The organism is Actinoallomurus acanthiterrae (genome assembly GCF_054775715.1).
This window is the reverse complement of record NZ_BAAHCO010000001.1, coordinates 4,414,878-4,431,378: the sequence shown is the minus strand read 5'-3', so window position 1 is coordinate 4,431,378 and position 16,501 is coordinate 4,414,878. Positions and strand designations below refer to the sequence as shown.

12 protein-coding genes are annotated in these 16,501 nt (G+C 70.9%); 9 read left to right on the top strand and 3 right to left on the bottom strand.

What is annotated here, in order from left to right; genetic code table 11:
* Positions 1 to 62 precede the first annotated feature (62 nt).
* The 7 genes from ACYVF7_RS21455 to ACYVF7_RS21425 all read left to right on the top strand — a co-directional run bounded on the left by ACYVF7_RS21455 (position 63) and on the right by ACYVF7_RS21425 (position 9,784).
* A complete protein-coding gene (locus ACYVF7_RS21455; protein WP_460343330.1) occupies positions 63 to 2,447 on the top strand; it encodes an NACHT domain-containing protein in 2,385 nt (794 codons plus the stop codon).
* 17 nt (positions 2,448 to 2,464) lie between these two features.
* Positions 2,465 to 2,854, top strand: coding sequence for a hypothetical protein (locus ACYVF7_RS21450; protein WP_460343327.1), 390 nt, complete (start codon positions 2,465 to 2,467; stop codon positions 2,852 to 2,854).
* Between the two features lie 99 nt (positions 2,855 to 2,953).
* On the top strand, positions 2,954 to 4,063 hold the full coding sequence (locus ACYVF7_RS21445) for a MerR family transcriptional regulator (RefSeq protein WP_460343324.1): 1,110 nt from the start codon (positions 2,954 to 2,956) through the stop codon (positions 4,061 to 4,063).
* Complete coding sequence (locus ACYVF7_RS21440) at positions 4,060 to 5,358, top strand: MFS transporter (RefSeq protein WP_460343322.1); 1,299 nt, start codon at positions 4,060 to 4,062, stop codon at positions 5,356 to 5,358. Before ACYVF7_RS21445 ends, ACYVF7_RS21440 begins: the two co-directional genes overlap by 4 nt.
* A 48-nt stretch (positions 5,359 to 5,406) precedes the next feature.
* A complete protein-coding gene (locus ACYVF7_RS21435; RefSeq protein WP_460343320.1) occupies positions 5,407 to 8,412 on the top strand; it encodes a CHAT domain-containing protein in 3,006 nt (1,001 codons plus the stop codon).
* 74 nt (positions 8,413 to 8,486) lie between these two features.
* Positions 8,487 to 8,927 carry a hypothetical protein gene (locus ACYVF7_RS21430; RefSeq protein WP_460343317.1) on the top strand — a complete coding sequence of 147 codons (441 nt, stop codon included), beginning with the start codon at positions 8,487 to 8,489 and terminating at the stop codon, positions 8,925 to 8,927.
* On the top strand, positions 8,927 to 9,784 hold the full coding sequence (locus ACYVF7_RS21425; RefSeq protein WP_460343313.1) for a hypothetical protein: 858 nt from the start codon (positions 8,927 to 8,929) through the stop codon (positions 9,782 to 9,784). The genes ACYVF7_RS21430 and ACYVF7_RS21425 overlap by 1 nt, the downstream gene beginning before the upstream one ends.
* A gap of 47 nt (positions 9,785 to 9,831) precedes the next feature.
* On the opposite strand, the gene ACYVF7_RS21420 is transcribed toward ACYVF7_RS21425, so the two are convergent.
* Both ACYVF7_RS21420 and tkt read right to left on the bottom strand, forming a co-directional pair.
* Positions 9,832 to 10,806 carry a phosphoribulokinase gene (locus ACYVF7_RS21420; protein WP_460343310.1) on the bottom strand — a complete coding sequence of 325 codons (975 nt, stop codon included), beginning with the start codon at positions 10,804 to 10,806 and terminating at the stop codon, positions 9,832 to 9,834.
* Positions 10,791 to 12,860 carry a transketolase gene (tkt, locus tag ACYVF7_RS21415; RefSeq protein WP_460343307.1) on the bottom strand — a complete coding sequence of 690 codons (2,070 nt, stop codon included), beginning with the start codon at positions 12,858 to 12,860 and terminating at the stop codon, positions 10,791 to 10,793. Before tkt ends, ACYVF7_RS21420 begins: the two co-directional genes overlap by 16 nt.
* Before the next feature lie 201 nt (positions 12,861 to 13,061).
* Here tkt and ACYVF7_RS21410 point away from each other — a divergent pair, with 201 nt between their 5' ends.
* On the top strand, positions 13,062 to 13,730 hold the full coding sequence (locus ACYVF7_RS21410) for a response regulator (RefSeq protein ID WP_460343304.1): 669 nt from the start codon (positions 13,062 to 13,064) through the stop codon (positions 13,728 to 13,730).
* A gap of 110 nt (positions 13,731 to 13,840) precedes the next feature.
* Entirely contained in the window at positions 13,841 to 15,031 is a 1,191-nt protein-coding gene (locus tag ACYVF7_RS21405; protein WP_460343301.1) for a GAF domain-containing sensor histidine kinase, read from the top strand.
* A gap of 344 nt (positions 15,032 to 15,375) precedes the next feature.
* Here ACYVF7_RS21405 and ACYVF7_RS21400 read toward each other — a convergent pair whose 3' ends face one another.
* Entirely contained in the window at positions 15,376 to 16,443 is a 1,068-nt protein-coding gene (locus ACYVF7_RS21400) for an alkene reductase (protein ID WP_460343298.1), read from the bottom strand.
* Positions 16,444 to 16,501 lie beyond the last annotated feature (58 nt).

The following is a 16,501-nucleotide window of genomic DNA, read 5'->3' as shown; positions in this document are numbered from 1 at the left end:
GGTGGTCACCGAAACTACGCTTCACCGATTCGTGATCTCGTCTGCGGGCGATAATCCTCCTGATGACCGCACCGCCGCAGGAACCCCGTGAACCAGACCCCACCCACTTAACCGCTGAAGCATCCGGAAACGCCCGCGTCTACCAGGCCGGGCGTGACCTGAACGTCCATATCGTCCGAGAGCAGCGGGCGACGCCCGACGTCCCGGCGCGGTGGTACGAGGCCAGGCGGAAGCGCATGGCAGCCGGGGTCGAGCGAGACTGGCTCGTCCCGCAGCTGGCCAATGTGCGGCAGCGGCTGCCCTGGCTGATCGACGTACCGCTGTCACTCGTCGTCCGCAACGAGAGCCCCCGGGCCCTGCCCACCGGAACGACGCCCCTCGCCGCATTCGAGCACTGCTATCAGCAGATGCTGATCGTGGGTGAGCAGGGTGCCGGAAAGTCCGTCCTCCTGTTGCGGGTGATGCAGGAACTACTGGGCTCCGACGGTCCGTTGCCGGTGCCCGTCGTCCTGCCGTCGCATCGGCAGGCACCGGCGGACCTGGCCGCCTGGCTGGCGCGCCGGATGCTCACGTGGCTCGACGTCACCGACGAGGAGGCGTCCACCCTGCTCACGCTGGGCCTGGTGGTTCCCTGCTTGGAAAGCCTGGATTCCGTCGTCGACGGCCACCTGCCCGGCTGGGCCGCGGCGATCGGGCGGTACCTTGATGACCATCCCGAGACTCCGATGATCCTGACCTGCCGGCAGGCGACCGCCGACGGCGGCGGGCTCGCCGAGGCGTTCGTCGGCACCGTGCGGATCGAACCGCTCACCGGCACGTTCCTGGACGAGGCCGTGGCCCACCTCGGCGACGAGTACTCGGGAGTCGCCGAACTACTGGCCGACAACCCCAGCGTCCGAGAATGGTGCACGACGCCGCTGATGCTGTCGATGATCGCCGCAGTGGACCTGTCCGGTGACTGGGACGCGCGGTCGGCGGACGAGGTTCTGTCCTTCGCCGCCGTCTCGGAGGACCCCGAGACTCTCATGGCCGTGTTGGGATCGCAGTCCCGGCAGAACCTTCGCGAGCAGTACACGGTCCTGCGCGCCTATGTCCTTGGCCTGCTGGACAAGCCGCCCCCTCCCCGAAAGCCTCGATCGGCCGCGACCGGCCCCGCGATCAGCGGCCGGAAACTGACCCGCGGGATCCAGGGACTGGCGAAGGCCATGCATTACCGATCGCAGGAGTACTTCGACACGGTCCTCTTGCTGGCCGCCTCCGATCCAGGGGAGGCCCGCCGACGGGGCGCCGACGTTCACGCACCCGACATCCGGTACCAGCTCTTCTTCACACTGGCCGTTACCGGAGTCGTCCTGAGCGCCAAGCGCTACTCCGTCGCGCCGCACGTGTTGCTGGCCTTCGGCTGGTTCATTCTCGAGCTCTGGTACACCCGGGTGTACGGCGGCTTGATGGACTCGCCGGCGCTTCGCTGGGTGGGGCGCTGGACGCACGTCCTTCCCACTGGATGGCGTGTGCCGCTGCCCATCCTCGCTCTCTCCTTTCCGGTGACGTTCGGGTACTGCCTCGTGGCGAAGGCTCCGCTCGGCAGGGCGGCCGCCGCCGCTGCCGTGATGTCGGCGATGCTGCTCCTGGTCGGGACGGGAGCGGGCCTGGTCAAGTTCCGGCTTCACCGCACCGGAGATGGGCGACGCCGGGGTGTGGCGCGAATCGTCCTGAGGAGTCTGGCAGCCGGCGCCGTCCTCGGCCCCTTGTGGGCGGTGTCCGCCCAGTGGTGCGCCGAGTACACGGGAGCCTCAGGGCTTCCCGGCAACGCATGGGTAGGAAATGGCGCTTTCGCCGGATTCATGGTGTTCACTGTGGCGGGCGGCTGGGCGCTCCTGCGGCACGGACTCGACAGGGTGGGTCTGGCGACGGTGTACCACGTGCCGTGGCGGCTCTCGCGGTTCCTGTCCGTCGCGGCCGATCACGGGCTCCTTGTGGCCACGCGCCACGGGTACCGTTTCCCGCACGCGGCGCTCCGCGCCACCGTCGAGGTCGCCCTGGCCGAGCAGGTCTCCGAATCGCCTCCAAGCCGCTCCTACGGCCCGTGGAATGGCGGCATCGACACCCCGGACAACGTCGTCGAATTGGCCGTCGACGAGACACTGGCCCGGCGGGACATCCGCCGAAGGCTGACCGCCTGCCCGGATCTCGACGCCGACGGGCTCCGCGAAGCGCTGACCCGTCAGAAGGCCGGCTTCCTGGCCGAGACCTCCGACTTCGAAGCGTCCTACCGCGACCTGCTCACGGACGCCCGATCGGCCGACGACGACAATCCCGGGCTCGTGGTCATCCTGCCGATCCTCGCGGTATGGCTGCTCCTGGCCCTCAGCCCGGTCTGCCATCTGATCTTTCCGAATGACGAGCGGATCGGCCTGGGAGAAGCCGCCTTCTATATATCGGCCTGACTCTTCTGCTCCTCGTCGTGCCCCCGGTGATGCTGAAGGGCGGCGTGGACACGGACAAGGCCGGCCTCAAGCTCATGGTGGTCCTCGTCCTCTTCGCGTCCGCAGGCCTTCCGCAGTTCTTCCTCGCCCTGACGGCCATCCTCGAGCAGAGCTTCGGCCGCCCGCCTCCCGGCGAATTCGGCGGCTGGCAAACGGTCGTGGCCATCTTCGGAGGCTTTCTCGTACCGATGGCCGTAGCCGCCGTCTTCTCGCTCCTGGGAGGAGCTCTGGACCGCTTCTATGTCGGCCCCCACGCCACCTGGGCCGAGGCGGACGCCGCGTTCACCAGATGGGAGACCGAGGTCCGGCGCCTGGTCCTGACCGAAGCACAGACCCTCCTCCCGCCCCCGGCGACAGACGACCGCTGAACCCGTGGTCTCCGCCGCGCACGGCGCTATTGACCTTTCCCCTGGGTGAAGCCGCAGCATCATCGGCACCGGCCACGGTGGCCGGGACGAGGAGGAACGGTGAGGCGGTTGCTGACGATCGGGGCGTTCGCCCGGGCCGCGGGGCTGTCGCCGAAGGCGTTGCGGCTGTACGACGAACTCGGGTTGCTGCGGCCGGCCGCCGTCGACGGTGAGTCGGGGTACCGGTTCTACGATCCGGCCCAGCTGGAGCAGGCCCGGTTGATCGCCTGGCTCCGGCGGCTCGGCATGCCGTTGGCGCGGATCCGGCAAGTGTGCGAACTGCCCGGCCCCACCGCGGCCGAAGAGATCGCCGCCTACTGGGAGCAGGTGCTGGCCGATACCGCCGCCCGCGGGCGGCTGGCCACCTTCCTCGTCGACTACCTGTCGGGAAGGGGCAGTCCCGTGGAGGAGTCCGCGACGATGCTCGGGATCCGTTACGCCGCCCGGTCGGAGCAGGGACTGGTGCGCACGAGCAACCAGGACACCGCGTACGCCGGCCCCCGGTTGCTGGCGGTGGCCGACGGAGTCGGCGGTTCGGGCGGTGACCTGGCGAGCGCGGCGGCGGTCGACGCGCTCAAACCGTTGGAGACCCTGGCCGTACCGGCCGAGGACCTGCTCGGCGCGCTGGCCGACGCGGTCGACGAAGCCGACCGGACGATCGGAGAGATCGTCGCGTCGGCCCCGGCGGGTGAGACGGGCACCACGTTGACCGCACTGCTGTGGTCCGGTTCCCGGCTGGCGCTGGTGCACATCGGCGATACCCGGGCGTATCTCGTACGGGACGGGGGCCTGTTCCAGATCACCCATGACCACACCTACGTGCAGTCGCTGATCGACGAGGGCCGGCTGACCGTGGAGGAGGCGGCCTCTCATCCGCAACGCTCGCTGCTGGTACGGGCACTAACCGGCACCGGCGAGACCCGGCCGGACCTGTCGATGCACGGAGCCATGGCCGGCGACCGGTATCTGTTGTGCTCCGACGGACTGTCGACCGTCGTACCGGCCGGGTCGCTGCGCGAGGTGCTGACCGGGTCGGACGGCCCCCAGCAGGTGCTCGAGGACCTGATCAGGCGGGCGTACGCCGCCGGCGCCCCGGACAACATCGCCTGCGTTGTCGCGGACGTGGTCGCGCTGGAAACAGCCCGCCCTCGCGGCGACGCGGACCGGTGAGCACGTCAGGGGTCCGGACGCCGCGCGCCTACGCGGTCGACCGCCGCCCGCTCGCCATCCCGGCGTATCGGCGGCTGTGGACGGCCTCGGCGATCTGCGCGGTCGGCGGTTCGTTCAGCGTGGTGGCCGTACCGGCGCAGCTGTTCACGGTGACCGGGTCGTCGGCGGCCGTAGGCGTCTCCGCCGGAGTGTCGCTCGTCGCGCTGGTCGTGGCGGCGCTGTGGACCGGTGCCGTCGCCGATGTGCGGGATCGGCGGAGCGTGCTGCTGGCCGCCCACTGCGGCCTCGCGTCGACGTACGCGGCGTTGTGGATCGAAGCGATGCTGGGTGGGCGCTCGGTCGTGGTCTTGATGACGTTGGTGGCCTGCCAGGGGCTGACCTTCGGAGCGATCACGACCACGATGGGCGCCGCGGTGCCACGCCTGGTCCCGGTCGAGCTGCTCCCGGCGGCGAACAGTCTCAGCTCGATGGTCCGTTACGCCGGGTCGGTCCTCGGACCGGTGCTGGCCGGTGTCCTGATCCCGATCGTCGGGCTCGGCATGCTGTACCTGTTCGACGCCGTCGCGTTGTCGGCCGTCGTGTGGGCCGTCGTCAAGCTGCCGCCGCTGCCGCCATGCCCTGAATCGTCGGGTGACCCGGGGCGTTCCGCGATCGGCCAGGTGATGGCGGGTTTCCGGTACCTGGCCGCGAGCCGGTTGCTCGTGGCGGTGCTGGCGGTGGACCTCGCCGCGATGGTCTTCGGCATGCCGGTCGCGCTGTTCCCGGAGCTGGCCCGGCACACCTACGGAGGTCCGGCCGGAGGCGGCCTGGAACTGGGATTGCTCTACGCCGCGTACCCGGCCGGCGTCGTCGCAGTCGGCCTGTTGTCAGGTACGTTCACCCGCGCCGGTCGCCATGGCGCCCTCATGGCGTCGGCCGCCGCCGCGTGGGGTGTCACCGTCGTGGTCCTCGGGCTGGCCGCGCAACTGTGGATCGCGGTGGCGGCGCTCGTCCTCGGCGGTGCGGTGAACTGCGTGCTGAGCGCCTTCCGCAACGCCATCTCTCAGGCACTCACCGAAGACGCCATGCGCGGCCGGATCCAGGGATCGCTCACCGTCGTCCTCATCGGAGGTCCGCAGATCGGAAATCTGCTGCACGGGGCCACCGCCTCCATCGTCGGCCCCCGAACGGTGATCTGCGCCGGCGGGCTGCTCACCACGGCGACCGTGGCAGTGATCGCACGAGCGGTGCCCGAGCTATGGCACTACGTTGAGGAGCACAGTCGCCCTCCGCTATCACGCGCGCACCATCGCTGAGCACGTCGCCGCGGTGACAGGACCATCCGGTGTGGCCACACTAGTCCGGTGGAAACCGGAGTGATGCGTCGCCGGATGGTGCGAGCAGCGGTGGCGGGGGCGATTGTGGCGCTGACGGTCTGGGGGTGGCGGGTCGGCGCGCGGCATGACGCCGGGACATTCCTGCACGATGGCCAGCATTTGGGCCCTCACGGGGAGATCACTTACTTCCAGGGCACCCATGGAGGCGTCCCCACCTTCGCGGACCACTCGACCGGCAGGTACATCCGGCTCCGCCCAGGATGGCTCCCCCTGCAGGTCCTCCTCCCCGCGGTGGCATCCGTCCTGGCCGTCATCGCGGCATTGACGCTCTTCGGTCGCGCATCAGACATCAGGCTGGGCTGGAGAGCGCTGCTGGAAGAGCCGGTTCGGATCGGAGCCGCGACCCTGCTGTTTCCCGTCGCCGCGCTCTCGACGTGGACCGTCGGCGCGTTCTGGAGGGCGTCGCGGTCACATGTGCGATTGGATCGCTTCGTATACTTCACGGTTCTGACCGATCACCGGCTCACCGGTTTCCTGGCTGTCGTAATCGCGATCGCGTGGCTGACCATTCTGCTGGCCGGTCCGTGGATCGTGGACAGCGTTCTGCGCACTATCCGATACGTCCGCGCGGTCGGTAGGTACGCCGATCAGGAGAACTCTGCCGACCCCACGCAGCGGGAGGCGGCGCTGCGCGAGATCATCGTGCTCAGCGAGCGGATGGCAGAGCGCCCCTACCGGACGCAGCTGACGCTCAGTCTGCTGATTCGCGCGGATATCGGAAGCCGCCTGGGCGACTACGATGATGCGAAGCTGACCGACAGTTTGCTGCGCACCATCGCGGCCATTCCCAGGCTTGAGCAGCCGAGTCTGTTCAGCCGCTTCTACCCGCCCGGCCATGCCAAAAGTCGTTTCGTCCTCGCCAATGCCCTCCTTGACGAATTCGTCCGTTCGGACGCGCGGCCTCACCTCGACGTCGCCATAAGGATCCTGGAAGGGATTCACCGTCGGCCGTCTCTGCTGCTCTCCGCGGACCAGCTGGCCTTCCTCGACCTGACGTTGGCCCACATGCTGGTCCTACGCCACTCGTCCGAGCCGAAACCCGACGGAACGGACCTGGACCGCGCCTTCGGCCTCGCTCAACAGGCCGCCCGCCGAGTGCCCGCAGAAGCCTCGGAGATCCTCGGCCGACTGGAATTCCATCGCGGTGGCGATCAACTGGCCACTCTGGACCGGGCCATCGCGCATTTTCGCCAGAGCAGCACCCCCGAGCTGCTCGCCCTCCTGTTGTGCGAACGGAACGTGCTCAGTGACGACGATGCCGACCTCGACGAAGCGGTGGAGATGGCTCGGGAACTGATGAGCGATGCAGGCGCTACTCCCGATATCGAGACGAATGCCCTCTGGGTGCTTTTCCGCGCATTCCTGCGGAGGCCGGACTGGGGTGACGGATGGCTGGCCGCAGAACTGCCAGGTCTCCTCGAACGGGCCGACGCATTCCCCGAGCACTACTCGATGTCACAGTTGGCCGAAATGGTCCGCGCTGATCTGGCCATGAAGGCCGACGACGTCGAAGGCACCATCGAGCACTGGGAGCGGTCCATCGTCATCACCGTTCGTTTCGCGTCGATCGGTCTGAGCGTCATGGATCGCCGACGTGTCCTCGCCGACGCCATTCTGCCGCCGGGTGTCATCGCTGAACTCGCGGTGGCGGCCGGGCGGGCGGAGTGGGCCGTCGAAATTCTGGAGCTGGGGCGGACCGTCATCTGGTCCCAATCTCGGGTTCTGCGAAAGGCCGCGGAGCTCCGCCTGCCGCCGTCAGTGGCGGCCCGGGTCGGCCGATTGCGCCGAGAACTCGACCGGCCGGGCTACGGGGCCATCACATCGAGAACGGACCTGACCTCGAATGTGCTGACCCCCCATCATCGCGTCACGGCCCGGGCCGCACTCGCCGCCGAGTGGGGCCGGGTCGCGCGGGAATACCGCCTTGATGACCGGCCGGATTACGCGCTGCTGCGGCAGGCGGCCGTGGCAGGCCCGGTCGTGGTGGTCAACGTCGCGGACTCCGGTTGCAGCGCAGTGATCGTCCTCTCCGGCGACGATCCGCTCACGGTTCACCTGCCCGATCTCGACGCCGAGGAGGTCCGGGAGTGGGCGGGTGGCCTGCGCGAGGGCGGCATGAACGTCCGGGGCGTCGCACGACGCCTTTGGGACACCGCGGCGGCGCCTCTGCTGGAGGCGCTGTCGCCACACCTCGGCGCGGACCGCCGGGTGTGGTGGTGCCCGACCGGCGCGCTGAGCGCGATTCCCCTCCACCTGGCCGGCCACCACGACCGAGAAGATGGCCGGGCGGTGATGGACCACGTCGTCTCCTCCTATACGCCGAGTCTGGGCGCGCTCCTGGACGCGCGGCAGCGCGCCGAGACCCAGGCCAGGCGGGTGGGCCACAGGCCGGCCGTGCTCGCGGTCTCATTGCGGGAGACGAGGTGCCGCCGGAACGATGGGCGCGACTGGACGATGCTGCCCGGAGCAGAGGCAGAAGCGCACCGGGTCACCACGCGTTTTCCGGACGCCGTGTGGCTGGCCGAGGACGGGGCGACTCTGGCCGGGGTCAAAGCGGCTCTGCCCACCTGCGACTGGGCCCATTTCGCCTGCCACGGTGACGAGGATGGTCTGGTGCTGCGTGACGGCCGGCTTGGACTCGACGAGCTTTCCGACCTGGAACTCGACGGGGAGATCGCCTTCCTGTCCGCATGCGATATGGCCGTGCCCGACCCGCTCGCATGGGATGAAGCACTGCATCCGGCAGCCGCGCTGCACGTCCGCGGCTTTTCCCGGGTCGTCGCCGCGCTCTGGCCGACACGGGACGAGGACGGAACCGAAGTGGCGGAGGCCTTCTATGAGGAACTGCGGAATGGACCTGGATACGACGCCGGCCGGTCCGCCTTCGCCCTTCACGCGGCGCAGCAGCGCCTCCGCGCCGAATACCCCAAAGACCCCGGCCGGTGGGCCCCCTTCGTCCATCTCGGATGCTGAGTTCGAACCTGCCACGAAAGACGAACTTCCCCTGAACGCTGGCGCCTTTCGCGCAACGGTCCAAAATGGTCCGCATGGGTTTCCTGTTCCGCCGCCGCTCCCGCCCCTCGCAGACCCGGGCCGCGTCCGCGCCAACGCCGGCTTCGTCCGCATCGGTATCCACGCGGACCCCGGCGCAGGCGCAATCCGCATTCTGCGCTCAACTGCCGACGCTGCGGGCCCAGGCGGAGCGGATGGGCTGGCGTCGTGAACTCGAGGACGAGGTGGACGCCATCCGGCAGGGCCGCTCGGCCCTGGAGTCCTTTCGCAACCTGATGCTCGACGACACGGGAACCCGGCGCGGTGACACGCCGCTCTCCTTCGCGGACGTCTGGGACAGCACACCGACCGATGTCGGCTACCAGTGCCCTCGTGGGGTCTGCCCCATCCGCGACCGCAACGAGGATGCGACCGAGCCCTGGTGTCACATCGAAGACCAGCCGATGCGCCCTGTCGCGTTCCCGCCGGAGGCGTAGTGGAGAGCCTGCTGACCGGGATCGGGGGCAAGCTCACCGACCGGTGGGTCAGCCTCCTGGCGCTCCCGGGCGTCGCGTTCACCCTGACCCTGTTCGCCGCATGCTGGTTGCATCCGGTGGGAGCGGCCGACGCCCTGGACCCCGCGGTGATCTCCCGACGACTCGACATGCTGTTCCGAGGCTGGCTCCACTCGGGCACGCACCGGCTCATCCTGTTCGTCGTCGGAGGCCTGGCAACGGCCGCCTCGGCACTCGTCGTGGGGGAACTCGGGCGGGCGATCGGCCTGCTCTGGATCGGTCGCCGGCCATGGATGGTACGGCTGATGCGGCCCGTCATCACCCGCCGACGGCGGCGGGCCGACGCGGCGGCGGCCAAGGACGGCTACCAGGTGCGCGACCGATATCTCCCCACACGAGCAACACGGATCGGCGACAGCTTCCGGCTGGTTCAGGAGCGTGTCCAGGTTCAATATGGAGTTCCGCTGGGCCTCCTTTGGCCCTGGCTCTGGCAGCTCTGCGACGAGAGCGACCGGGTCCCGACGCGGAAAGCCTGGGACGGCTATACCGGTGCGGCCGTCCGCGTGGCATGGGCTCTCGGTTACCTGCTCATATCGTGGCTCTGGTGGCCGACCGCCCTCGTCGGCGTGTTCCTCACGGTGACCGCGAGTCTTGCCGCTCGCCGTGCGGCGGCGGATTTCGCAATGGCCGCCGAGGCCTTGGTCGACCTCAAGATCAAAGCCCTCGCCGAGGCGCTCGGCCTGGCCTTGCCGCACGGCCGGTTCACCCGGGCCGACGGCCCTGGGCTACAGAGCATCCTCGACAAGGGCCGTCTGGTTCGACTGACTTCCCAGCGTTAGGCCCTGGAGCGCCGCCCGCGATCCTCACCGAAGCTGAGCCGAGCCCGTCACCGGGCGGCGGTCACCAGGTGGTAGAGCAGGAGGAGCTGGGTGACGGCCAGGGGTTCGCTGTGCAGGTCGCCGCCCAGTCCGCCCAGGGTCTCCGGGGGATCGCCGGCGTCCACGCCGAGACGCGACCAGATGGCCTTGCGCACCATCCGGCTCTCCTCGGCGGGGACGTTCCCGTGGATGCGCAGCGTGTCGACGGGGCGACCGTCCTCGTCCCTGGTCAGCCGCAGCTGGATCGCGCGTCCGTCGTCGGCGAGGACCGCGCTCAGGTCCGGGTGCGGGATGGTGGGACGCAGGACCAGGTCGGCGGACAGGGACGTGCCGGGCGGGTCCCCGTCGGCGGACAGCGGCGCGCCGCGTCGGTCGCCGTCGGCCGGTGAGAAGCGGACGATGAGGTCCGCGAAGGAGCGCTGCGGGCGGATGAACTCCGCCGACTCCGGTTCCCGCCGCTCCAGCTCGGCGCGTACCTGCTCGACCGTGTAGCCGCGCCGTTGCGTGTCCCGCTCGACCTTCCAGCGGTACCGTACGGGCTCCGGCGGGTCGAGGTAGATGGCGATGTCGAAGCACGCCCGGGTCAGCCGGGTGTGCAGCGGCAGCAGGCCCTCGACGATGACGAACTCCCGGGGTTCGACCAGCTCGGGGCGGCACAGCAGGCCGGTGCCGTGGTCGTACACCGGCTTGAGGATGGGGTTGCCCGTCGCGACCAGCTGGAGGTGCTGCTCCATGATCTCGATGTGGTTGCACTCCGGGTGGAGCGCGGTGAACGGCAGTCCCTTGCGTTCGCGGCGGTCGTAGCGGTGGTAGTCGTCGACGCCGATCGTGGTGACCCGCTCGGGCCCGAGGATCTCGGCCAGCCCTCGGGTCAGCGTGGTCTTGCCGGCCGCGCTGTCGCCCGCGACGGCGACCATGACCGGCCGCCGGGCCGCCGGGAGCTCGTCGCGAAGGCGCCTGATGCGGGTCAGCTTGTGCGGCACGTCTCCTCCTCGGCTGCGTCTCGGGCGCGGATCTTCGCGAGGGCGGATCCCACGACGGCGGGGACGCTGAATCCGAGTTCGCGGTACACGACGTCGCCGGGTGCGCTGACGCCGAAGCGGCGCAGGCCCACGACGGCGTCGCCGGGGCGGGCCAGCGCCCGCCACCCCTGGGGGACGCCGGCCTCCACCCACACTGCCGGGCAGTCCGGCAGGAGCTTGGCGTGGGACTCCAGGGCCTCCTCGAACCGTTCGCGCCACGGGACCGACAGCACGCGTACGCCGACACCGCGCTCGGAGAGTTCCTCGGCGGCGGCCAGTGCCAGCGCGACCTCCGACCCGGAGGCGACGAGGGCGACCTCCGGCGGCCAGGTGCTATCGCGCAGCACGCGCGCGCCGTACCGCGCGATCACGTCGTCCCGTACCGGCTCCAGCACGGGCAGGTCCTGGCGGCTGAGCACGAGCGCCACCGGCCCGCCGGTGCTGCGGAGGGCGACCCGCCAGCAGGCCGCGGTCTCGTTGGCGTCGGCGGGCCGCAGCACGGTCAGGCCGGGGATGAGCCGCAGCGACTCCAGCTGTTCGACGGGCTGGTGGGTGGGCCCGTCCTCGCCGACCGCGACCGAGTCATGGCTGAAGATAAAGATGACGGGGAGCCGCATCAGCGCGGCCATCCGTATCGCCGGGCGCATGTAGTCGGAGAACACCAGGAACGCGCTCCCGTACGGGCGCAGCCCGCCGTGCAGGGCGAGCCCGTTCAGCGTGGCGCCCATGGCGTGCTCACGGATGCCGAAGTGCAGAGTGCGGCCGCCGTAGGCGTCGGGCCGTACGTCCGCCGCGCCGGGAATGGTGCTGTTCGTGGAGGACGCCACGTCGGCCGACCCGCCGACGAGCCCCGGGTACGCGGGGCCGATCGCCGCGAGCAGCGCGCCGGACGCCGCGCGCGTCGCCATCGCGGTGCCCGGCTCGAAGACGGGGAGTTCGAGGCGTCCGGGCGGTGGCGGAGCCGCCGACAGGTCCCATCCGGCCGCGACGTCGGGATGCGCCTGGATCCAGGCCGCGCGCCGCCGCTCCCACGCCCGGCGTTCCTCCCGTCCTCGGGCGGCGAGCCTGCGGCACCGCGCGGCGACCGCCTCGGGGACGAAGAACGCCTCGGCGGGCCAGCCCGCCGCCGCCCGCGCCGCCGCCAGCTCCGTCTCGCCGAGCGGGCGCCCGTGCACGGTGTTCGACCCGGCCAGCGTCGGCGCGCCGTCGCCGATCGTCGTACGGACGGCCACGAGGCTGGGCCGGGTGTCGTCCGCCGCCGCGCGTTCCAGCGCCCGCGCCACCGCCTCGACGTCGTTGCCGTCCCGTACGCGCGACGTCGCCCAGCCGTAGGCGGCGAACCGGCCGAGCACGTCGTCCCGGCAGGTCTTGCGGGCCGGGCCGTCGATCGTGACGTCGTTGTCGTCGTAGACGACGATCAGGCGGCCCAGGCCGAGATGGCCGGCGAGGGAGGCCGCCTCGTGGCTGATGCCCTCCATCAGGTCGCCGTCGCCGGCCAGCACCCACGTACGGTGGCCGACGACCGTGTGCTCGTCGACGTTCAGGCGGGCGGCGAGCATGCGCTCGGCGAGGGCCATGCCGACGGCGTTCGCGAGTCCCTGGCCGAGCGGGCCGGTGGTCACCTCGACGCCGGGCGTACACCCGTGTTCGGGATGCCCCGGCGTCCGCGACCCGCGCCGGCGGAACCGCCGCAGTTCGTCCAGCGGCAGGTCGTACCCGAAGAGATGCAGCAGAGCGTAGAGCAGCATCGACCCGTGCCCGGCGGACAGCACGAAGCGGTCGCGGTCCGGCCAGCCCGGGTCGGCCGGGTCGTGCCGGAGGAACCTCGACCACAGCACCCACGCGGGTGCGGCGGCGCCCATCGGCAGGCCCGGGTGCCCGCTGCCGGCCGCCTGCACCGCGTCGGCGGCGAGCATCCGGATCGTCGTGACGGCCTGGGCGTCGATCTCGTCGAATCCGGCGGCGATCCGATCCGCGTCGGACCGGCCGGTGCGTTCGTTCGTGGACGCGTTCATCGCGTTTCCCGGATTTCCGCGGGAACTGGAACGGTGCACGGTCGCGATTCGGGTGCCCTCATGGGTCCGACCTCCGTCGTCTCGCTCGTGTTGGCCCGACGGTAGGCCGCGATATCACGCCGATCCTCCCCCGACCGAGGGGGTTACAGAGTGATTTACGACTCGATATGCCATTTGTCATCTTCTCTCTATGCTTCGCCTATGGGCGAGAGGAACCGGCCGCTTCGGATCGTGGTGATCGACGACCACGAGATGGTGCTCGAAGGTCTCAAGGCGCTCCTGGCGCGCTTCCACGGCCGTGTACGGATCGTCGGTCAGGCCGTCAGCGCCGACCGCGCCGAGTCGCTGGTCGCCGCGCTGGACCCCGACGTCGTCGTCTCCGACGTTCGCCTGCGCGGGGCCGTCAGCGGACTCGACCTGTGCCGGCGGCTGGTCGAGGCCGATCCAGCGCGGCGGGTCGTACTGCTCAGCGCCTACGACGACGAGCAGTACCTGTTCCAGGCCATGCGCGCCGGCGCGGCCGGGTACCTGCTCAAGTCCATCGACGGCGAGAGCCTGGTCCGCCAGCTCGAGCTCGCGGCGGAGGGCCAGACGACGGTCGACCCGACGATGGCCGGTCGCGCGGTCGCGACGGCCGCGCGCCTGCAGGCCGGGGAGTTCTGGCCCGGCGCGCACCTGAGCCTCACTCAGCGGGAGAGCGAGGTGCTCGGCCTGCTCGTGGCCGGACTGTCCAACCGCGCGATCGCGGCCCGGCTGGTGCTCAGCGAGGAGACGGTGAAGAGCCACGTACGCGCCATCCTCCGCAAACTCGAAGTCGGCGACCGGACCAGCGCGGTCGCGGTCGCCCTGCGCGAGGGAATCTTCCGATGACCGGGCGGGCCGCCCTGTGTGAAGGGGTCCTCCAGTGACCCGGCAGATCGCCCCGCGCGAAGGGATCCCCCGGTGACCGGGCGGGTCGCCCCGCGCGAAGGGACCCTCCGGTGACCGGGCACGGCCTCGGACTGGCCGACCTCGAACGCGAGAACGCGCTGCTGGTCGGCATCGTCGAGGCGATCTCGGCCGGGCCGGAGCTGGATCAGCTGGCGGCCAAGGTCGTCCGCCTCATCGTGGCCGCGACCGCCACGGACGTGTGCTTCCTGCACGTCCTCGACGACACGGACCGGTCGCTCACGCTCGTCGGCGCCACCCCGCCGTTCGACCAGGAGGTGGGCCGGATCCGGCTGCCGCTCGGCGAGGGGGTGACCGGGTGGGCGGCGAGCCGGCGGCAACCCGTGGTCATCGTCGAGGACAAGGAACGCGACCCGCGCTACCGGTACTTCCCGCAGCTCCGCGGCCACGACTTCACCTCGATGGCGGCCGTTCCGATGGCGAGCAGCCCCGGCGGCGTGGTCGGCGTGCTCAACGTGCACACCCGCGCGCGCCGCGACTTCACCGACCGGGACGTACGGCTGCTGACCTCCATCGGCAGCCTCATCGCCGGTGCCGTGCACCAGGCGCGGCTGCACCGCCGGCTGGCCGCGCGCGAGCGGGCGCACGAGCGGTTCACCGAGCAGGTCGTCGCCGCGCAGGAGGCGGAACGCCGTCGGCTGGCCGCCGACATCCACGACGGCATCACCCAGCGGCTGTGCAGCCTGCGGTTCCACCTCGACGCGGCGGCGGACGCGCTGGTCGACGCCTCCGAGTTCGCCGCCACGCAACTCGTACGGGCCCGTGAGCTGGCCGACCTCACCTTCGACGAGGCGCGGGCGGCCATCAACGACCTGCGTCCTCCGGTGCTGGACGACCTCGGGCTCGCCGACGGACTGGCGAGCCTGGCGCGGACCATCGCCGGGGTCGAGGTCATCGTCGACGCCGACGAGTGCCGCCTGCCCGAACACGTCGAGATCGCGCTGTACCGCATCGCCCAGGAGGCCCTGCAGAACGTCGTGAAGCACGCCCGGGCGGCGAGCGTCCGCGTACGACTGCGGCGCACCGACGGCGTGGCGACACTGCGGATCACGGACGACGGACGGGGCATCCCCGAGGACGTTCCGCCGCCCGGCGACGGGCTGGGCGGCGGCTACGGGCTGAGCAGCATGACCGAGCGCGCCGAGCTCATCGGCGGCAGCCTGGAGGTCCGCTCTCCCCCGGGCCGGGGGACGACGGTCGAGGCTCGCATCCCGGTCCCATGAGCTCCAGGTGAGGCAGGCGACGTGCGGGACCGTGCCCCGGCCGCTCGCGGCTCGCCGGCGAGAGCACTGCGCCACGGCCGGTCGAGGACGCACGATGACGTCCCCGGGGTACGGCCCGCGGCTCCGGCGACCGCGAGTACATCCCGCGCGGCCGGGGCACGGAGGCCGGCGCCGCCCCGCCGGAAGCCGGTGGACGGATGACGACGCCTTCCCCCCGGGACGATAGGCGCGTACCCGCTGATTCCGGCTCCCCCGACCGGTGGATCGCCGGGGTGAAACCCCGCCGGCCGACCAGACCGTCTCCCCGGCCGTCCGTCGGCCGGGCAGACGTCAGGAGGCAGCGGTCAGGCGAGGGTGGGGTAGTCGGTGTAGCCGCGGTGGTCACCGCCGAAGAAGGCGGCGGGTTCGGCGGTGTTGTACGGGCCGCCGGCCGCGAGGCGGGCGGGAAGGTCGGGATTGGCCAGGAACATCGCGCCGAAGGCGATCAGGTCGGCGGTGCCGTCCTCCACCAGGTCCAGCGCCTCCGGACCGGTCGGGGCGGGGTGGGTGAACGGGTTGAGGACGAACGCGCCGGGCCAGTCCTTGCGCAGGCGACGGGTCAGGTCGCGGTCCGAGCCTTCCACCAGGTGCAGGTAGGCCAGACCCAGCGGGGCGAGCCGCGACACGAGGGTGCCGTAGGTCTCCTCCAGGTCGTCCTCGGCGATGTCGTTGTAGGGGTTGCCCGGCGAGATGCGCAGGCCGACGTTCCGGCCGCCGATGGCCTCGGCCACCGCGGCCGCCACCTCGACGGCGAAGCGGATCCGCCCGTCGACCGAGCCGCCCCAGGCGTCGGTACGGCGGTTGGCGTTGGGAGCGAGGAACTGCTGGATCAGGTAGCCGTTGGCGCCGTGCAGTTCCACTCCGTCGAACCCCGCGGCCACCGCGTTGCGGGCGGCGTCGGCGAAGTCACGGACGGTCTGGGCGATCTCGGCCTCGGTCAGTTCCTTGGGGGCGACGAAGTCCTTGGCACCCTCGCGGGTGAACACCTGTCCCTTGGCCGCGATGGCGGAGGGGGCGACCGGGTGCAGGCCGTCCGGCAGCAGGCTGGGGTGGCCGATCCGGCCGCTGTGCATGAGCTGCGCGAAGATCACACCGCCCTCGCGATGCACGGCGTCGGTCACCTGCTGCCAGGCCGCGACCTGTTCAGCGGAGTGCAGTCCGGGGGTGTCGGGGTAGCCCTGGCCGACGGCCGACGGCTGGATCCCCTCGGTGACGATCAGGCCGGCGCTCGCGCGCTGGGCGTAGTAGGTCGCCATCAGCTCGGTCGCGCTCGCGCCGGGGCCGTACGCGCGGCTACGGGTCATCGGAGCCATCACGATGCGGTTGGCCAGGCGCTTGCCGTCCAGCTCGTACGAGTCGAATGCGGTTGGCATGATCACGTTCCTTGTTCTGAGGGCGCCGCTCGGCGCGACATCGCGTCTCCGGCACTAT

Excerpts from the sequence above, each read along its gene's own strand:
- ACYVF7_RS21455 (WP_460343330.1), top strand. The coding sequence starts at position 63 with ATGACCGCACCGCCGCAGGAACCCCGTGAACCAGACCCCACCCACTTA.
- ACYVF7_RS21430 (WP_460343317.1), top strand. The coding sequence starts at position 8,487 with ATGGGTTTCCTGTTCCGCCGCCGCTCCCGCCCCTCGCAGACCCGGGCC.
- tkt (WP_460343307.1), bottom strand. The coding sequence starts at position 12,860 with ATGAACGCGTCCACGAACGAACGCACCGGCCGGTCCGACGCGGATCGG.
- ACYVF7_RS21410 (WP_460343304.1), top strand. The coding sequence starts at position 13,062 with ATGGGCGAGAGGAACCGGCCGCTTCGGATCGTGGTGATCGACGACCAC.
- ACYVF7_RS21400 (WP_460343298.1), bottom strand. The coding sequence starts at position 16,443 with ATGCCAACCGCATTCGACTCGTACGAGCTGGACGGCAAGCGCCTGGCC.